16 protein-coding genes are annotated in these 18,614 nt (G+C 72.2%); 9 read left to right on the forward strand and 7 right to left on the reverse strand.

The window, feature by feature from the left end:
• Positions 1-22: 22 nt before the first annotated feature.
• From FF096_RS00895 to groL, 3 genes are all read left to right on the forward strand, one after another.
• Positions 23-226 (forward strand): cold-shock protein, encoded by a 204-nt coding sequence (locus tag FF096_RS00895; protein WP_091594539.1) that lies wholly within the window; start codon positions 23-25, stop codon positions 224-226.
• A gap of 318 nt (positions 227-544) precedes the next feature.
• Positions 545-1,444, forward strand: a complete 900-nt coding sequence (locus FF096_RS00900) for a hypothetical protein (RefSeq protein WP_155214440.1) — start codon at positions 545-547, stop codon at positions 1,442-1,444.
• Positions 1,445-1,719: 275 nt separating this feature from the next.
• Entirely contained in the window at positions 1,720-3,342 is a 1,623-nt protein-coding gene (groL, locus tag FF096_RS00905) for a chaperonin GroEL (protein ID WP_155214441.1), read from the forward strand.
• Between the two features lie 101 nt (positions 3,343-3,443).
• On the opposite strand, the gene FF096_RS26985 is transcribed toward groL, so the two are convergent.
• Together FF096_RS26985 and FF096_RS00910 are read right to left on the reverse strand one after the other, a co-directional pair.
• Positions 3,444-3,575, reverse strand: a complete 132-nt coding sequence (locus FF096_RS26985) for a hypothetical protein (RefSeq protein ID WP_255456573.1) — start codon at positions 3,573-3,575, stop codon at positions 3,444-3,446.
• 150 nt (positions 3,576-3,725) lie between these two features.
• Positions 3,726-6,239 (reverse strand): S8 family serine peptidase, encoded by a 2,514-nt coding sequence (locus FF096_RS00910; RefSeq protein WP_155214442.1) that lies wholly within the window; start codon positions 6,237-6,239, stop codon positions 3,726-3,728.
• 99 nt (positions 6,240-6,338) lie between these two features.
• On the opposite strand from FF096_RS00910, the gene FF096_RS00915 reads away from it, so the two are divergent.
• Positions 6,339-8,162, forward strand: a complete 1,824-nt coding sequence (locus FF096_RS00915; protein WP_309222420.1) for a glycerol-3-phosphate dehydrogenase/oxidase — start codon at positions 6,339-6,341, stop codon at positions 8,160-8,162.
• An 84-nt stretch (positions 8,163-8,246) separates the two neighbouring features.
• Positions 8,247-8,771: a hypothetical protein gene (locus FF096_RS00920; RefSeq protein WP_155214443.1), complete on the forward strand. Its 525-nt coding sequence runs from the start codon at positions 8,247-8,249 to the stop codon at positions 8,769-8,771.
• 1 nt (position 8,772) lies between these two features.
• Here the strand turns inward: FF096_RS00920 and FF096_RS00925 are convergent, their stop codons facing one another.
• Positions 8,773-10,173 carry an FAD-binding oxidoreductase gene (locus FF096_RS00925; RefSeq protein ID WP_155214444.1) on the reverse strand — a complete coding sequence of 467 codons (1,401 nt, stop codon included), beginning with the start codon at positions 10,171-10,173 and terminating at the stop codon, positions 8,773-8,775.
• A 67-nt stretch (positions 10,174-10,240) separates the two neighbouring features.
• Between FF096_RS00925 and FF096_RS26205 the strand changes: the two genes are divergently transcribed.
• Positions 10,241-10,555 carry a DUF4031 domain-containing protein gene (locus tag FF096_RS26205; protein WP_309222421.1) on the forward strand — a complete coding sequence of 105 codons (315 nt, stop codon included), beginning with the start codon at positions 10,241-10,243 and terminating at the stop codon, positions 10,553-10,555.
• Here the strand turns inward: FF096_RS26205 and FF096_RS26210 are convergent.
• On the reverse strand, positions 10,524-11,162 hold the full coding sequence (locus FF096_RS26210; protein WP_309222422.1) for a metal-dependent phosphohydrolase: 639 nt from the start codon (positions 11,160-11,162) through the stop codon (positions 10,524-10,526). The two genes, FF096_RS26205 and FF096_RS26210, sit on opposite strands and share 32 nt — an antisense overlap.
• Before the next feature lie 114 nt (positions 11,163-11,276).
• Here FF096_RS26210 and FF096_RS00935 point away from each other — a divergent pair, with 114 nt between their 5' ends.
• The gene (locus FF096_RS00935; protein ID WP_309222584.1) at positions 11,277-12,530 is read left to right on the forward strand and encodes an FUSC family protein; all 1,254 of its coding nucleotides are present in this window, start codon (positions 11,277-11,279) and stop codon (positions 12,528-12,530) included.
• Positions 12,531-12,587: 57 nt separating this feature from the next.
• Positions 12,588-14,090 (forward strand): PrsW family intramembrane metalloprotease, encoded by a 1,503-nt coding sequence (locus FF096_RS00940; RefSeq protein WP_155214446.1) that lies wholly within the window; start codon positions 12,588-12,590, stop codon positions 14,088-14,090.
• A 53-nt stretch (positions 14,091-14,143) separates the two neighbouring features.
• On the opposite strand, the gene FF096_RS26215 is transcribed toward FF096_RS00940, so the two are convergent.
• The gene (locus FF096_RS26215; protein ID WP_166458800.1) at positions 14,144-14,311 is read right to left on the reverse strand and encodes a hypothetical protein; all 168 of its coding nucleotides are present in this window, start codon (positions 14,309-14,311) and stop codon (positions 14,144-14,146) included.
• Positions 14,312-14,508: 197 nt separating this feature from the next.
• Entirely contained in the window at positions 14,509-14,847 is a 339-nt protein-coding gene (locus FF096_RS00945; protein ID WP_309222423.1) for a co-chaperone GroES, read from the reverse strand.
• A gap of 169 nt (positions 14,848-15,016) precedes the next feature.
• On the opposite strand from FF096_RS00945, the gene FF096_RS00950 reads away from it, so the two are divergent.
• Entirely contained in the window at positions 15,017-16,315 is a 1,299-nt protein-coding gene (locus tag FF096_RS00950) for an AI-2E family transporter (RefSeq protein ID WP_155214447.1), read from the forward strand.
• 63 nt (positions 16,316-16,378) lie between these two features.
• Here FF096_RS00950 and FF096_RS00955 read toward each other — a convergent pair whose 3' ends face one another.
• Entirely contained in the window at positions 16,379-18,565 is a 2,187-nt protein-coding gene (locus tag FF096_RS00955) for an ATP-dependent DNA helicase (protein WP_155214448.1), read from the reverse strand.
• Between the last annotated feature and the right edge of the window lie 49 nt (positions 18,566-18,614).

Raw genomic sequence — 18,614 nt, forward strand, 5'->3', positions numbered from 1 at the left:
CGTGCAGAGTGAGGAAAACACCGTGGCACAAGGCACCGTGAAGTGGTTCAACGCCGAGAAGGGCTACGGCTTCATCGCCGTCGACGGCGGGCAGGACGTCTTCGTCCACTTCTCCGCGATCGAGATGGACGGCTACAAGGCGCTGGACGACGGTCAGCGGGTGGAGTTCGAAATCGCCCAGGGGCAGAAGGGCCCGCAGGCCGAGCGGGTACGCGTCATCGGCTGAACGCGAAACACCCACCCCACTGACTGATCGTCGTCGGGTGGCGTGACCGTGGCCGGAGGGGGCTGCGATGCCGGTGCCCCACAAGGGAAGATCATGGGCCGTTCCAGCCGATGCTGAGGAGGGTCCATGTCCGACCAGCCGCCCCCGACGGGTCCGTCCGCCCACCCCCCGGGCGGGTGGGGGCCACCCGGCGGTTGGGTTGGGCAGCCGCCTCACCCCGCTGCGCCGCCGTACGGTGCCCCGGTTTATCCCGCTGCGCCGCCCCATGCCGCTGCGCCGCCGTACGGTGCTCCGGGTTATCCCGTACCACCGCCCGGGATGCCGTATCCCGGCCAGCCTGGTTACCCGGGCCATCCGGCATCCGGCAGCTATGGACTCGGCCCGGCCGACGCTTTGGTCAACCCGCCCGGTGCCGGGCTGGAGGGCTGGCTCACGCGCCTGATGGGAGCGGTCCGCCGGGGCTGGCGCCTGTTGCTGCCGATCCTGCTGCTGACCCAGGTGGTGCCGGGGGCGCTGATATCGGGTCTGCTGCTGGTGTTCGACCGGACCGGGCAGTGGGAGGACGAGATAGCCGCCGGCGAGGTCCTGCCGGCCGCCTACTGGGCCGACCTGGGCTCGTTGTTCGCCGTGCTGGCGGGTGGCACCGCCCTGCTCGGCCTGGTGCAGGCCGCGGGCTGGGCTGCTGGCACCTGGGTGATCACCCGGCAGGCAAGCGGTGCGCCGGCCGACGTCTCGGCGGCACTGAACTACGGAGTACGCCGGGCACCCGCGCTGTGGGGTTGGACGCTCCTGGTCGGCTTCATCGTCACCATCGGCATGTTCTGCTGCTTCCTTCCGGGCCTCGTCGCCGGGTTCATGCTCAGCATGACCGGGCCGGTGTTCCTCTTCGAGCGGGCTGATCCGATCGGTCGTTCGTTCCAGATGTTCCGGAACCGGGCGGCTCTGCTGTCCAGCCGGGTGGCGTTGGTGGTGGGGGCGACACTGGTGTTCCTGCTGCTGACCACCCTGCTGGATCGGGCCTCGGTTCCGCTGTTCGGGGCGCAGCCCCTGACCTCGCTGGGTACGGCGTTGGGCGCCATCTCGATGGTGCTGGTGATCGCGGTGCTGATGCTGCCGGCCTACTTCGCGCAACTGGTCGGGTTCGTCGTCACGTACGCCGAGCAGCGGGCTCACGAGGGCCCGGTGAACAGCGCGCGACTGGTGGCCGAACTCCGCTGACCCGGGCCATCGTGCTTGCACTCGGCAGGGCAGAGTGCTAAACAAGTCATTGGCACTCGCATGGCGTGAGTGCCAGTTGGTCGGGACGGTGGGGCCTCGGTCGCACTCGTGGCATAACCACGGGTGAGGCACGTGGCCGGTCGTCGCGGGCTATCCGGCCCGGCCGAGGAGACGTCACCGTCGCCAGGTGGTGACGTCCCAAGGTGCGTACACCAGACGGCCCATCCGGGGCACACACTCGGGTGGCCCGTGAGTGTCCAGGAGGACAACGCCGTATGGCCAAGATGATCGCGTTCGACGAAGAGGCGCGCCGCGGCCTCGAGCGGGGCATGAACCAGCTCGCCGACGCCGTAAAGGTGACCCTCGGCCCCAAGGGCCGCAACGTGGTGCTCGAGAAGAAGTGGGGCGCCCCCACCATCACCAACGATGGTGTGAGCATCGCCAAGGAGATCGAGCTCGAGGACCCCTACGAGAAGATCGGCGCTGAGCTGGTCAAGGAGGTCGCCAAGAAGACCGACGACGTCGCCGGTGACGGCACGACGACGGCGACCGTCCTGGCCCAGGCACTCGTTCGCGAGGGTCTGCGCAACGTGGCCGCCGGTGCCAACCCGATGGCCCTGAAGCGGGGCATCGAGGCCGCCGTCGCCAACGTCTCGGAGGAGCTGCTGAAGCTCGCCAAGGACGTTGAGACCAAGGAGCAGATCGCCTCCACCGCCTCCATCTCCGCCGGTGACACCAGCGTCGGCGAGATCATCGCCGAGGCGATGGACAAGGTCGGCAAGGAAGGCGTCATCACCGTCGAGGAGAGCAACACCTTCGGGCTGGAGCTGGAGCTCACCGAGGGTATGCGCTTCGACAAGGGCTACATCTCGGCCTACTTCATGACCGACCCGGAGCGTATGGAGGCCGTCTTCGACGACCCGTACATCCTGATCGCGAACAGCAAGATCTCGTCGGTCAAGGACCTGCTCCCGATCCTGGAGAAGGTCATGCAGTCGGGCAAGCCGCTGCTGATCATCGCCGAGGACCTGGAGGGCGAGGCCCTGGCCACCCTGGTGGTCAACAAGGTCCGTGGCACCTTCAAGTCGGTGGCCGTCAAGGCGCCGGGCTTCGGTGACCGTCGCAAGGCCATGCTGACCGACATCGCCATCCTCACCGGTGGCCAGGTCATCAGCGAGGAGGTCGGCCTCAAGCTGGACGCCGTCGGCCTCGACATGCTGGGCCGCGCCCGCAAGGTCGTGGTGACCAAGGACGAGACCACCATCGTCGACGGTGCCGGCGACGCCGAGCAGATCCAGGGCCGGGTGAACCAGATCCGGGCCGAGATCGACAAGAGCGACTCCGACTACGACCGGGAGAAGCTGCAGGAGCGGCTGGCCAAGCTGGCCGGCGGCGTTGCGGTGATCAAGGTCGGCGCGGCCACCGAGGTCGAGCTCAAGGAGCGCAAGCACCGCATCGAGGACGCGGTCCGCAACGCCAAGGCCGCCGTCGAGGAGGGCATCGTCCCGGGTGGTGGCGTCGCGCTGGTCCAGGCCGGCAAGACCGCCTTCGACAAGCTCGACCTGGCCGGCGACGAGGCGACCGGTGCGCAGATCGTGAAGATCGCGCTGGACGCCCCGCTGCGGCAGATCGCGGTGAACGCCGGCCTTGAGGGCGGCGTCGTGGTGGAGCGGGTTCGCAACCTCGACTCGGGTCACGGCCTCAACGCCGCGACCGGCGAGTACGTCGACCTGCTGGCCGCGGGCATCATCGACCCGGCCAAGGTGACCCGTTCGGCGCTGCAGAACGCCTCGTCGATCGCCGCGCTGTTCCTCACCACCGAGGCCGTCGTGGCGGACAAGCCGGAGAAGACCCCGGCCGCCCCGGCTGGCCCGGGTGGCGGGGACATGGACTTCTGAGTCCAGCTCCAACGCCGAAGGGGGCGGGCCGCGTCAGCGGTCCGCCCCCTTCGGCGTTGTCTGGGCAGTCGGCGCCCCGGCCGCCGACGTCCTCCACCTGGTCAGGGTGGTCCGGAGACGCCGCCTCGGTGGCCGAACGGGTCGTCGGTGGCCGACCTGGTGACCACGTGTATCACCCCGCAGCACAGGGCCACGACGAGGGCCGGGACACCCAGCAGGACCAGAAGGGCCATGCCCCGCCACCGGGCTGTCGACGGCGGCGGGAGGGGAGCCGCCGCGCCGGGCGAATGACCATGCATGAAGCCGCAAGATAGCAGTTCAGGCGAGGTTGGATAACCCCGGAGCGAGATCCGCTCACGTCGGGTGGGAGCGTTCCTCCGCGATCATCCACGGGCGGCGGAGACCGCCGCGTACGCGTTGACCAGGCCGGCACCGACGAGGTTCGCCCCGCCACCACAGTCGTCGGTCTGCTCCCGGGGCGAGTCGCCGGTCTCGACCGGGTCGGCCGTCTCGGCCAGGATCCGCCGGGTCCGGTCCAGGTCGCCGACGAGTTCCGGATTGGCCGACCACATCAGCGCCACCACGCCGGCCACCTGAGGGGTGGCCATCGAGGTGCCGTCGAGTACGGCGTACCCGCCACCGGGCATCGCCGAGAGGACATCCTTGCCCGGTGCCATCAGGTCCGGCTTCGCCGCTGCGGTGACCGTCGGGCCCCGGGAGGAGAAGGCGGTGACCCGTCGCCGGTCGTCCACCGCACCGACGGTCAGCACGTCCGGGTACGGCGCGGGAGGATCCTGCACGGAGCCGCAGAACGGGCCGGTGTTGCCGGCCGCCGCGACGACCAGGATCCCGGCCGCCTCCAGCGCGGCGGTGGCCGGTCGCAGCGCCTGCGGGTCGCAGCCCTCGATCGGCGGGCAGCCCCACGAGTTGGTCAGGATCTCCGGTGCTCGCGCCGGTCGACCCTGCCGGAACGGGTCACCACCGGGTGGGAAGGGCGCCAGCATGAACTGGAGGCAGTCGAGGTAGGCGGCCGGATTGCCCAGGTTGCGGTCGAGGTTGACGCAGCCCACCCACCGCGCCCCCGGGGCCACGCCGATGCCGTCCCGGCCGACCGCACTGGCCATCGTGTGGGTGCCGTGCCCGCTGCGGTCGGTAGGTGACCGGGTGCCGTTCCACGGGTCGAACCACGAGTCGTCGCCGCCGCGGAAACCCTCGGCCAGGGTCGGATGCCGCCCGTCCACGCCGGAGTCGGAACTGCCCACGGTCACCCCGGCACCGGTGACGCCGAGTTCGGCCCAGACCCGATCCGCGCCGAGCATGGTGATGTTCCATGGTGGGCCGGACGGGGCGGCGGCGCTGCCGGTGGCGCTGGTCGCGGGCATCGGCAACGGACGCAGCCGTTGGCTGACCAGCACCCGGGCCACCTCGGGTCGGCTGGACAGCCAGGCCCGTACCGCCGGACCGCCCGCCACCTCGATCGCGTTGACCAGGTAGTAGGGGGTGTGTGGCAGCCGGGCCCGCCGCAGGTCCCGCCGTAGCTCGGCCTGGCTCCGGTAGGCGGTGTCGACCAACCGCCGGTAGACCTCCTCGGCGCGGGCGTCCCGACCCGCTCGACCTGAGCCGCCACCGATGTCGCTCAGGTCCGCCTGCTCCCGCAGCAGCACCAGGAGCCGCTCGCCGTGCAGCCCGGGTTGGCCGACCGTCGCGCCGACCAGGCCGACCGTGACCAGCAGCGTCAGCGCGCTCGCGGCGGCCAGCGTCCGATGGGGTACGCGGGCCGAGCGCCGCGCCAGCAGCAGCCCGTACCCGATCGCCAGCACCACGGCGACGACGAGCCCGGCACCGGTCGCGACCGCCACCCAGAACGGCACGTCGCGGGTGCCGACCAGCAGCAGGCTGACCTCCTCCGGGTCGGTGAACGCCAACGGGCCGAACACGCCGAGCCCGACCAGCCAGGCGGTCGGAGCCGAGCCCCGCGCCCCGCCCGGACGGCGGGCCACGGCGCGCAGCGCGGCCAGCGTGAAACCGACCGGCGGTAGCGTCACCAGCAGCGGCAGCTGCGCACCGGAGTGGCCGACGCCGGCGGCCACCAGGAGCAGCACCACTGCGGCGACGGACCCGCCCAGCAGCACCAGGCGGGCGGGCCGAGGCGGCTCGCCGGCCTCGAACCGAGCCCAGAACCGGGCGTCGAGCAGCGCCCCGGCCAGCGCGCCGACCGTCGCCGCGCCCAGCCCGGCGAGAACGGTCTCCAGCAGCCCGCCCAGCGCGCCGATCCACACCCAGGGCAGCAGCAGGGCGAGCCCGGCGGTGACCGCCAGCAGTACCGCCACTGACGGGCGCGCGTCCGATCGCGCCGGATGCCCGAGCCGCCCGGTCGCCCCCGCGCTCGGCTCCGTGGGCTCGGCGGCGACCGCCTCCGGACCGTCCGAGGGCTCGCCGGGGCGGTACGCGGCCGCTCCGGCCTCGGCGAGCCGACCGGGGCCGAGAACCCGGGCCGGCAGTCGGGTCGCCACCACCGTCAGCAGCCCGGCCATGGTGGCCAGCGCGGCGAGGTACGCCTCGTGGTGCACCGGAGGGATCGCCCGCAGCAGCCCGAGCACACCGAGTACGAGCGCCCCGGCGAGCCAGAGTCGGCCGGTGACGCGGACCGCCGCCGAGCGTGGCACGAGGGCCAACGGCAGCGCCGCAGCGGCGATCAACAGCACGGTGAACAGGCCGACCACCGGCCAGAGCGGCACCAGCCGGTCCAGACCGCCGATCAGCACCACCTGGTCGACGGCCCAACCGCCGGTCTGCGTCACGATCGTGACCGCGACCGTCCAACAACCGGCGAGAACCGCCGCCACGATCGCCCAGGGGCTACCGGTCGAGCCGGGTGTGGTGTGTTCCGCCCGCATCCGCACACAGTACGACCCCAACCCTGGCGGCCGGGGCGACTGATCCGGCCCCCGTGCCGCCACGTGTCGACGGTGGGTCGGGACGGTTACCGTGGACGGGTGCGTGATCCGTTCGTACCGCGGTCCGTTGCCGGACAGCTCTCGCCCGCCCGCCGCGCCGCCGACCTGCGTCGGTTGCGCGCCGAGCGGTTCGACGTGCTGGTGATCGGAGGCGGGGTGACCGGCGCCGGAGCGGCCGTCGACGCCGCGTCCCGGGGCCTCAAGGTGGCCCTGGTGGAGGCGCGTGACTTCGCCGCCGGCACCTCCAGCCGGTCCAGCAAACTGATCCACGGTGGTCTGCGTTACCTGGAGCAGTTGGAGTTCGGCCTGGTGCACGAGGCGTTGACCGAGCGCGGGCTGCTGGCCACCCGGCTGGCACCGCACCTGGTGCGGCCGGTGCCGTTCCTGGTGCCGCTCCCCGCCGGTCAGAGCCTGCGTGACCTGCCGGCCCGCCTGCTGCGTCGGGCCTACTACGGCGCCGGGGTGGCCGCGTACGACGCGTTCGCCGGAGTCTTCGGCGGCGGCCGGGGCATGCCGCTGCACCGACACCTGAGCCGGGAGGGGGCCCGTCGGGTCTTCCCGAGCCTGCGCTCTGACGCGGTGTCCGGCGCGATCCGCTACCACGACGGGCAGGTCGACGACGCCCGCCTGGTGGTCACCCTGGCCCGCACGGCGGCCAGCCTGGGCGTGACGGTGGTCAGCAGTACCCGGGCGGTCGGGCTGATCCGCCAGGCACGGGAGGTCACCGGGGTCCGGGTCCGTGACCTGGAGGCACCCGTCGGCTCAGCCGATGCCGAGTTCGAGGTGGGCGCGCGTACGGTCATCGCCGCCACCGGCGTCTGGACCGACGACATGTCCCGGATGCTCAACGACGTCGGGCTGCGCCCGGGTATCCGGGTCCGGGCGTCCAAGGGCGTGCACCTGGTGGTGCCCCGCTCGGCGATCACCGGTGAGACCGGGCTGATCCTGCGTACGGCCACCAGTGTCCTGTTCGTCATCCCCTGGGGCGGGCACTGGATCATCGGCACCACCGACACCGACTGGCGGCTGGACCGTTCGCACCCGGCGGCCTCCGCCAGCGACATCGACTACCTGCTCCGGCAGGTCAACACGGTGCTGGACCGTCCGCTGACCACCGCCGACATCGAAGGTGTCTACGCCGGGCTGCGCCCGCTGCTGGCCGGCGAGGCGGACTCCACCTCGAAGCTGTCCCGGGAGCACGCGGTCATCGAGCCGATGCTCGGGCTCCTGTTGGTGGCCGGTGGCAAGTACACGACGTACCGGGTGATGGCCGCCGACGTGGTGGACCGGGCGGTGCGCCGGCTCGGCAGCCGGCGGGTGTCGCGTACGGCTGACCTGCCGCTGCTCGGCGCGGACGGGTACGGGGCCATGTGGCGGGACCGGGCGGACCTGGCCCGCCGCCACGGGTTGCCGGTGGGCGTGGTGGAGCACCTGCTGGAGCGCTACGGCAGCCTCACCATCGACCTGCTCGCCATGATCGACGCTGATCCGTTGCTGGCCTCACCGTTGGCCGGTGCGCCGGAGTATCTCGCCGCCGAGGTGACGTACGCGGCCCGCGCCGAGGGGGCGTTGCACCTGGAGGACGTGCTGACCCGGCGTACCCGGATCTCGTTCGAGACGGCACACCGGGGCCTGGAGTCGGCCGAGCACGCGGCCGAGCTGATGGGCGCGGTGCTGGGCTGGGACGCGGCGACCCGGGACCGCGAGGTGGCCCACTACCGGGCCCGGGTGGAGGCCGAGCGGCAGTCCCAGCTGATGCCGGACGACGCGACCGCCGACGCCGCCCGACTCGGTGCCCCTGACGTGCGGGGTTACGCGGCGGATCGGGGTGCCGACGACGGCGCGGCGGGCCTGGCCCGCTGACGGATCCACTCGGGAACCACCGGTCACGGATGTCCGTCCGACGGGTTACGCTCCCTACCTACGGTGGGGTAAGTTCCGCGAGTGATGGCGCTTTCCCGATCACGACTGGCCTTCCTACCCGGCGTCGCCCTGCTGGCGATCGTCCTCGGCGGCTGTGCGTCCTTCGGTGACCGCTCCGAACCACCCGTGGAGGCGAGCGCGCCGGCCGCCGACCAGCCCGGCGGCACGGGAGCCACCACCACCGGCAAGGGGCGGGTCAGCCTGCTCCAGAACCACGGTCCCGACGGCCCGCTGCGCACCCTGAACGTGGAGCCGGACGGCCGGTGGGAGTGCATCGACTGCGCCGGTGACGGGGTCACCTCGACCGGGGCGCTGAGCGAGGAACAGCGGGAACGGTTGCAACAACTCCTGGCCGAACCGGAGCTGGCACAGGAGACCGACGAGGCCCGGGGATACCGGGTCAGCTGCGTCGGCGCCCTCACCTCCAGCCTGCTGACCTCGGTCGGCCTGATCACCTCGCAGGACTGCCCGGGGGAGGAACGCCCACCCGTGGCCGAGGAGATCCTGCTGCTGCTCACCCAGAACACCCCCGCCGAGATGGTCGGCTAGGTCAGAGCACCTTCCCGGGGTTGAGCAGGCCCGTCGGGTCCAGCGCCGCCTTGATCGCCTGATGCACGCGTACGCCCACCGGGCCGATCTCCCGGGCCAGCCAGTCCCGCTTGAGCAGGCCGACGCCGTGCTCACCGGTGCACGTACCGCCCAGTTCCAGCCCCAGCCGCATGATCTCGTCGAAGGCCCGCCGACCGCGTTCCAGGCTCGCCGGATCCGCCCGGTCGACCACGATGTTGGGGTGCATGTTGCCGTCCCCGGCGTGGCCGACCACACCGATCGGCACCTGGCACTCGGCCGCGATCCGGGTCACCCCGTCGAGCAGGGCGGCGAGCGTTCCCCGGGGCACCGCCACGTCGTCGATGATCAGACCGCCGTTGCCACCCGGGTACGTGTCCGCGGCGTACTTCTCCATCGCCGAGTGGGCCAACCGCCGGGCCTGCAACAACGCGGCGGCCTCCACGGCGTCGTCGGCCGCGTAGACCTCCTCGGCCCCGGCGGCCGCGCAGACCCTGGCCAGTTCGGCGAGGTCCGCCGCCGCTCGGGGGCCGGTGTCGGCCGCAGCCAGCAGCAGCGCCTCGGCGTCGGTGCGCAACCCCATCGGCCGGTACGCCTCGATCGCGACCAGGTGGGTGCGGTCGAGTAGTTCCAGCAGGCTGGGGGAGAGCCCCTGAGCGGCGATCCGCGCCACCGCCTCGCCGGCCTGCGCGGTCGAGCCGAACACCGCCACCAGGGTCAACGACTCCGCCGGAGCGGGCCGCAGCGCCACGGTCACCTCGGTGATCACCCCGAGCGTGCCCTCCGAGCCGACGAAGAGTCGGGTCAGGTCGTAGCCGGCCACCCCCTTGGCCGTACGCCGCCCGGTGCGCAGCACCTCGCCGGAGGCGAGCACCACCTCCAGGCCGAGCACGTACTCGGTGGTCACGCCGTACTTGACGCAGCACATGCCACCCGCGTTGGTGGCGACGTTGCCGCCGATGGTGGACGACTCCCAGGAACCCGGGTCCGGCGGATACCACAGACCGTGCTCACCGACTGCGGCGGTGAGCGCGGCGTTGACCACTCCCGGCTGGACGACCGCGATCCGACTGACCGGGTCGATCTCCAGGATCGCGTCCATCGCGGTCGTGCTGACCACCACCGCGCCGTCGACCGCGTTCGCCGCGCCCGCCAGCCCGGTCCGCGCGCCCTGCGGCACCACCGGTGCGCCGTGCCGTCCGGCCGCCCGGACCACCGCGACCACCTCCTCGGTGGTGCGCGGCCGGGTCACCACCAGCGGCGTACCCGACGCGCACAGGTCGGCCTCATCCCGCTCGTACGTGCGCAGCAGGTCCGCATCGGTGAGCACCGCGTCCGGCCCGAGGGCGGCACGTAGGTCGTCGAGGAGGGGGGAGGTGGCCATGCGGCCGAGGCTACGGCCGACCGTCGGTGATCATCAACCCGCGCCGACACCCGGTACGGTGGCTGCCGTGATCTACCTGGACCGGCCGTCCTGGCCGGGGCGCGGCCGTCTCTGGTCGCACCTGATCAGCGACGTCTCCCTCGCCGAACTGCACGTCTTCGCCGAGCTGCTGGGCGCGCCCCGGAAGGGCTTCGACCGGGACCACTACGACATTCCTGCGGAGCGTTTTCCGATGGCTGTCTGGCTCGGCGCGCGGGTCGTCTCCAGCCGCGACATCGTCAGTCTGCTCCGAGCCGCCAACCTCCGCCGCCCCAAACACCTCAACCCGCCCCGACCCCGCCCGCACGAGGTCAGCGGGACAGACGCGCCAGTTCGCGGGTGAGGTTGGCGCGCGCGGGGTGACTCCAGCGGGCGGCCAGGGCGGGGATGCGGTAGAGGGAGGGCAGGGCGAGCAGGCCGGAGAGCACCCGGGCGCGGCCGACCCGGTAGTCCGGTTCGGGCACGTGGGCGTACTCCCGGCGGATCGCCGTGGCGTACCTGTCGTAATCCGGTTCCGGTGCGGCCAGCACGGCCAGGTCGGCGTCGCAGAGCAGCGCCCCGTCGGCGTCTGACGGATCCACCGCGTGCCCGGCGGTGAGCAGGATCAGCCGATGCACCTCGGTCACCTCGTCGGCGGGTAGGCCCAGCCGGGTGAGCAGGGCGTCGGCCAGCGCCGCGCTGTCGCGTTCGTTGCGGTCGCCGGAGGCGCGCGGGTCGTACACCGCGTCGTGGCACCACGCGGCGAGCCGGACCAGATCGGGGTGCGGCGCGGTCGAGGCGTACTGGTCGATCACGTCCAGCATGGCGGCCAGGTGGGTGAGCGTGTGGTAGTGCCGGTGCGGCTCCTGCCACCGTTCGAGCAGCTCGGCCCCCACCGCGTCGACCACCGCCGGATCGACCGCACCGGCAGCCCGTGCGGTGGTACGCCATCGCTCGTTCAACCCCGCCACCCGGTCGAGTCTGCCCCATCCGGCGACGTGCCGCCATCGTTGCCTCCCGTCCGGACGGGTGGGTCGCTTCGGCGGGAATGTCCGGGCGTGACGTGGGTAGTCCCGGCCATGGCAGTGGCCAGGGAGCGGGTTTCTCGGCTGCTGCGCCGCAGCACGCCTGACGGCCGATCCGACATCGACACGGCCCGGATCTCCGAGGCGGTGGCGCAGCTGCACCACCGTGGGAAGGCCACCCTGCGCGATCGCCTGCATCGGGTACGTCTGTCGCTCGGCGTGGCCGCCCAGGCAGGTCTGGCGGCCGGGCTGGCCTGGCTGGCCGCGCACGAGCTGTTGGGTAACCCGCAGCCGGTCTTCGCCCCGATCTCCGCTGTCGGCACCCTGGCCGTATCGGTAGGGCAGCGGTTCCGCCGAACCATCGAGCTGATCATCGGGGTGGGTGTCGGGGTGGCCGTCGGCGACCTACTGGTCTATTTCCTCGGCACCGGCCCGTGGCAGCTCGCCCTGGTGGTCACCGCTGCCATCGTGCTGACGGTCTTCGCCGGGGGTAGCGTCGCCGTGGTCATCCAGGCCGCGGCGACGGCGGTGCTGATCGTGACGCTCAGCCCGTCGGTCGAGGACCTGGAGATACCCCGCTTCATCGACGCCCTGGTCGGTGGCAGTTGCGCCCTGCTGGTCACCGCGATCCTGCTGCCGCTCAACCCGCTACGGGTGCTCAACCGCGCCGCCAGGCCGGCGCTCATCCTCCTCGCCGACCAGCTCGACCTCGCCGCCGAAGGGCTGGGGGAACAGGATCGTGACAAGATCCAGACTGCGCTGGAGCGGCTGCGAGACAACAAGGCGGAGTTGGCCACCTTCTCCGAGGCGATCGAGGGTGCCAAGGAAACCGCGATGCTCTCCCCGGCCCGCTGGCACCGACGCAGCGAACTCACCCACTACGCGGAGGCGGCCGACCCGATCGAACGGGCGATGCGTAACAGCGGCACGCTGATCCGTCGCGCGGTGACCCTGGTGGAGGACGACGAGCCACTCCCGGAACCGATGCCGGACGCGGTCGGTCACCTGGCCGAGTCGGTACGCCTGCTCCAGAAGGAGTTCGCCCAGGGCGACGAGCCCGAGAAGGCCCGGGAGCGGGCGCTGCGCGCCGTCAGCGAGGCCGGCCGGGCGTACGGCCGTGGGGTCGGGTTCTCCGGCAGCGTGGTGGTGGCACAGGTGCGTACCACCGCCAGTGACCTGCTGGTGGCCTCCGGTCTCAGCCAGGAGGAGGCGAACCGGCTGGTGCGGCGTTCCTTCGGTGAGCTGGAGCGACCGGGAGCACCGGCCGGACCGGAGCCGGCTGTGCAACAACCCACCGCGCCCCCGGTCGGCTGACCACCGGGGGTGGCCGTGCGCCCGGACCGACGGGCCGGGCATGACTACGCTGATCGCATGGCCGTCACCCCGTCCGGCGGATCTCTGCCGCCGTCACCGTACGTGCCCGCTGCGCCCGGCGCGGATGGTGGCGTACCCGGAATGCCACGACGCCGGCTCAGCTGGCGGCGGGCGCTGGTGCTGGTCGGGGTGATCATCCTGATCGCGGCCTGCGCGATCTTCATGCTCTTCACGCTCGGCACCAGCCTCGGCTCGGAGGCGTTGCTGGTCGGAACCGCCGCGGCGGTGCTGCCGGTCCCGGTGCTGGTGGCCTGCTTCCTCTGGCTCGACCGGTACGAGCCCGAGCCGCTGAAGTACCTCGTCTTCTGCTTCGCCTGGGGCGCTTTCGTCTCCACCGCGGCGTCACTGATGGTCAACGAGACGGCCGCCGGCTGGTTCGAGGACCAGGGCCTACCCGTCGCGCTCACCGCCGTCCTGGTGGCGCCCTTCATCGAGGAACTGACCAAGACCCTGGGCCCGATCCTGCTGCTGGTGTTCCGGCGGCGGGAATGGTCCGGCATCACCGACGGCCTCGTCTACTGCGGGCTCTCCGCGATCGGCTTCGCCATGGTGGAGAACATCCTCTACCTCGGTGGACACGGCTACGCCTCGGGTGTCGAGCAGTACGGCCCGGCGACCGGTGCGCAGCAGGTCATCGCGATCTTCATCGTCCGGATCCTGCTCTTCGGGTTCGCCCACCCGTTGTTCACCTCGATGGCCGGTATCGGACTCGGCATCGCCGCGCGGTCGGCGGACCGGCGGGTGCGGTTCTTCGCCCCCCTCGCCGGGCTGCTCCTGGCGATGATGCTGCACGGGACGTGGAACCTGCTGCCGACGCTGACCCAGGCCACGGGCGAGGTGCTGATCTCGATCTTCGGCTTCGTCGGCGTGATGGTTCCGATCTTCTTCGGCATGGTCGGTCTGGCGGTGTGGCTGCGCGCCTGGGAGGGGCGGCTCACCGAGCGGGTGCTGCCGGACTACGTGCGGGCCGGTTGGCTGACGCCGCCGGAGGTGGCGGCGTTGAGCAGCCTCGGCCGACGCCACGCGGCCCGGGTATGGGCCCGGCGGGTGGCCGGCGACGCCGGTCTCCGGGCGATGCGCGGCTACCAGTTCGCGGCGACCCGGCTGGCCCTGCTCCGGGATGGTGCGACGCGTGGTCTGGACCGCCGACCGGTCGACCGGGACCGGACGGCCCGGGAGGAACAGGAGCTACTGAACTCGATCGCCGCGTACCGGTCGTACTTCGTGGGTCGAGACCCGCAGTCGCCGGTCGGTGTCTGGGACGGGCACCGCTACCACCTGCGTTTCCCCGACGGCTCGCAGCGAGCGGTGGAAGCACCGGAGGAACCGGTGGTGCCGATTCCGGTGGTGCTCACCCCACCGCCTCCGCCGCCCGTCTCCCCCGGCGGCTACGGCCACCCGGGCTGGCCCAGCCCCGCCGGCTCCTGGCCGCCCGGCCCCGGTCCCGCCGGCCACTGGCCACCGGGCCCCGGCGGCTCGTGGCCACCCGGCCACCGCTGAGCGTCGGCACCTGGCCACCGCCGCCCGCCCGTCGACCGGGTCGGGCGGCGGACTCAGGTCATCAGGCTGGTGAGGAAGTCTCCGAGCCCCTGCGCCATCATCATCAGGGCCGCACCGATCGCCTTGAACATCTGCGCGGCGCCCTCCGGCCGGAACGCCATGAAGTAGATCAAGAACGCGAGGCTTCCCCAGGCCAGCACCTTCTTCACGAATACCGGCATCGTCCCTCCCCAGGCCGGTGGTGCGGCTGGCTTCCCGCCGGGGAGCGCGGCAAACGACGCGTGGGCCGATCGAGGGGCGGCAGGGGTGGTCCCGGTGGGCTCAGCGGCGGGCAGGACGGCGCCGGGCGGCTGGTCGCGCCGCGCCGCATCCGGCGTGACCGGCTCCGAACGGGTCACCCAGATGGCGACCGCTCGCGTCAGAGGTAGAGCCCGGTCGCGTCTTCCTCGATCCGCTCGGCGGCCACCGCGTGCACGTCGCGTTCCCGCAGCAGGACGTATTCGCGGCCGTGCAGCTCGACCTCGGAGCGGTCGTCGGGGTCGAACAGCACTCGGTCGCCGGAGACGATGGAGCGTACGTTGGGGCCGACGCCGACCGCGGTTGCCCACGCCAGCCGTTTGCCCACGGCTGCGGTAGCGGGAATCACGATGCCGGCGCTGGAACGCCGCTCTCCATCGCTGCCCTCTATCCGCACCAGCACACGGTCGTGCAGCAGCCGGATGGGCAGGCCAGTGTCGAGGTTCGGGTCGGCGGTCACGCCGCAGACGCTACCGTGTCCGTCCCCGTCGGATGTCGGTGGTATTCCGGTTAGCGCACGCAGTGAGCGGGGCACTGTGGGTGGTGAAATTCGTCCTACCCTCGACCGGTCGGGCGTATCCTGTCCGACCTGACGCAGAGCGCGGGCCGAGATCTGCCGGGAGGTGCGCTTGAGTCGCTTCGAGCGGTTACGCGGACGGCTGCGTCGCGCGTACGAGTCGGGCCGGGACGCGGTCCGTGCGGGTCGTCAGACGCCACCCGACGTTCCGGAGCCGGCGCGGGTGGCCTCGCCGTCGAGCCCCGGGCCGGAGGCGCCGACGTCGGCGACCGTGGTCGATGCCGAGACGCCCACCCCGGTCCACAACTCCACCTCCAGCCGCGACGACGCCGACGTGCCGCACGCGTTGCGGATCGCCGCCGCCTGGTGCTGGCGACTGATCGTCATCGGCATCGTCTTCTGGGCGTTGCTGAGACTCGTCAGCATGATCAGCATCGTGATCATCCCGTTGGCCGTGGCGCTGCTGCTGTCGGCGCTGCTGGCACCTGCGGTCGGCTGGCTGCTACGGGCCCGGCTGCCGAGATCGCTGGCGACCGCAGTGGTGCTGGTCGCCGGGTTGGCCGGGGTGATCGGCACGCTCACCCTGGTGGTGAACGAGTTCATCAAGGGCGTTCCGGAGCTGACCGAGAAGTCGACCCAGGGTCTGCAGCAGATCCAGGACTGGCTCAAGACGGGGCCGCTGCACCTGTCGGACAACGACCTCGACCGGTTTATCGAGGAGACCCAGCAGTGGGTCAACAACAACACCGAGCGCTTCACCAGCGGTGCCCTCTCCACCGCAGCCACCCTGGCCGAGGTGCTGACCGGGATCGTGCTGGTCCTCTTCGCGACCTTCTTCTTCCTCCGCGACGGTGCGGTGATCTGGCGTTTCCTGGTCCGGATGCTGCCGGTGGCGGCGCGCTGGAAGGTCGACGACGCCGGCCGGGCCGCCTGGGCGACGCTCGTCGCCTACGTCCGGGCGACGGTGCTGGTCGCCTTCATCGACGCCGTCGGCATCGGCATCTTCCTGGTGATCTTCGACATCCCGTTCGCCTTCCCGTTGGCCGCCCTGGTCTTTCTCGGCGCGTTCATCCCGATCGTCGGTGCCACCCTCTCCGGGGGTGTGGCGGTGCTGGTGGCGTTGGTCGACAGTGGTCCGGTGACCGCGTTGATCATCCTTGGCGTGGTGATCGGCGTACAGCAGGTGGAGGGGCACGTCCTCCAGCCGCTGATCATGGGTAGGGCGGTGGCCATCCACCCGCTCGCAGTGATCATCGGTCTGGCGGCCGGCGTGGTGCTCGCCGGGATCACCGGCGCGCTGGTCGCGGTGCCCATCATCGCGGTGCTCAACACGGCGATCCGCCGCCTCGCCGCCCGGAGCGTCCCGGACACCCCGCCGGACGCCGTCGTCGTCGCCTCCCGCGCACCCTGAGCGGCTGAGGGGGCCATGCCCGCCGCGCCAGCCCGAGACGACCGGGCCGCGCGGCGGGGCCGCTCAGCTCGCCCCGAGGCGGGTCAGCGCGCCCCGGGCCACCTCCGGGCGGGTCGTGTACCAGAACGGGGGCAGCGAGCGGCGCAGGAACGAGCCGTAGCTGCGCGCGGTCTCCAGCCGGGAGTCGAGCACCGCCACCACGCCCCGGTCACCGTTGGCGCGGATCAACCGGCCCACGCCCTGCGCCAGCCGGACCGCCGCGATCGGGACGCTGACCGCCGCGAAACCGGAGCCGCCCTTGGCGTCGACCGCCGCCGCGCGGGCTGCGGCGAGTGGCTCGTCGGGACGCGGGAAGGGGAGCCGGTCGATCACCACCAACTGGCACGAATCCCCGGGAACGTCGACGCCCTGCCAGAGCGACATCACCCCGAACAGACAGCTCGACCGTTCCTCCCGGAAGCGCCGGACCAACAACGGCAGCGCCTCCTCACCCTGGAGCAGCACCGGCAGGTCGGTCCGAGCGCGCAGCAACTCCGCCGCCTGCTGCGCGGCCCGTCGGGAGGAGAAGAGGCCGAGCGTACGCCCGCCGAGCGCGGTGACCAGCGCGAGCAGTTCCTCCCCGGCGGCCTCGGGCAGCCCGGAGGCCCCTGGGCGGGGCAGGTGGGCGGCCACGTAGAGGATGCCCTGCCGGGGATAGTCGAACGGCGAGCCGACATCCAGCGAACGCCACCCGAGCCCCGAATCGGTCAACCCGTCCACCTCGTCGGCCCGGGCCGACGCCTCACCCGCCGAGTCCTTCGGCTCTCTCGGTCGCCGGGTCGCCTCGGCCAAAGCGGTGGCGGCCGGCGACGGTGGGCTGGGCGGCGGCGAGTCGAGGCCCAGGGCCCGGGCGACCGTGTCGAACTGACCGCCCAGCGCGAGCGTGGCCGAGGTGGCCACCACCGTCCGCTCGTCGAAGAGATGGGTGGCGAGGGTACCGGCCACCGAGAGCGGGGCCACCACCAGCGCCCGCCGTCCGGTGACGTCGTTGCGCTCCACCCAGGCGACGTCGTGCTCGGCTTCCTCCAGCAGCCGTTGGGTGGTGGTGGACAACTCGTCGAGGACCGCCTTGGCCTGCTGCTTGCGCACCGGGTCGGGGTCGTCGGCCTTGACGTCGCCGATGCTGTCCAGGGCGGTACGGGTGGCACCGTCCAGCAGCGTGCACGCCTCCCGCAGCGCAGCGGGTAGCCCGCTGGTGATCCGCCCGGCCGGCGCCTCGGCCAGCCCGACCGCGAGGGCGTCGCCGGACTCGGTCAACGCCTCGGCAATCTCCGGCCGCAGCAGCGGGCGGGCCCGCCGGGCGGACCGGTCGATCAGCTCCGGGGTCAGTTCCGCCTGGGCCGCCGAGGAGACCCGGTCGGCCAGTTCGTGGGCCTCGTCGACGATCAACAACCGGTGCGGCGGGACGATGTGCCGGCCGGCCAGCATGTCGACGGCGAGCAGGCTGTGGTTCGTCACCACGATGTCCGCCTCCCGGGCGCGGGCCCGCGACGCCTCGGCGAAGCACTCCGCGCCGTACGGGCAGCGGGCGGCACCGACGCACTCGCGGGCCGGCATGGAGACCAGCCGCCACGTCTGGTCGTCGACGCCCGGGTCCAACTCGTCGCGGTCACCGGTGTCGGTCTCCAGGGCCCAGTCCCGTAGGCGCTGGATCTGCTTGCCCAGCCGACCGGCCTCACCGAGCCAGCGGGTGCCGCCGGTCCGCTCGGCGGGGGCGTCGAAGAGGGTGTCCTCCGGTTCGTCCGCTGTGGAGTTCTCCAGTCGGGCCATGCAGAGGTAGTGGTGCCGGCCCTTGAGCACGGCGAACGTGGGACGTCGCCCGAGCAGCGGTTCGACCGCGTCGGCCAACCGGGGCAGGTCGTGCTCCACCAGTTGCGACTGCAACGCCAGGGTGGCGGTGGAGACCACCACTGGGCCGTCCACGGTCAGTGCCGGGGCGAGGTAGGCCAGGGACTTGCCGGTGCCCGTGCCCGCCTGCACCAGCAGGTGGTCTCCGCTGCTGACGCACTCCTCGATGGCCTTGGCCATCCGCTGCTGACCGGGACGGGCGGTACCGCCGGGCACCGCTGACACCGCGGCGGACAACAGCTCGGCGCCGCTCGGCCGGTCGCCCCGACGGCGGGTCTTCGCGTGGGCGGTGCCGGTGGCGATGCGGGGCGGAGTCACCGTGGCACGGTACCCGTCGGGGCGGACGTGGTTGCTACCCCGCAGTCGTGTCGCGGGTCGTGCCGAGCGGAGATGTCACCGCCTCGTCCGGTAA

The sequence above is a fragment of the Micromonospora sp. CP22 genome, from assembly GCF_009712475.1.
Lineage (GTDB): Bacteria > Actinomycetota > Actinomycetes > Mycobacteriales > Micromonosporaceae > Micromonospora.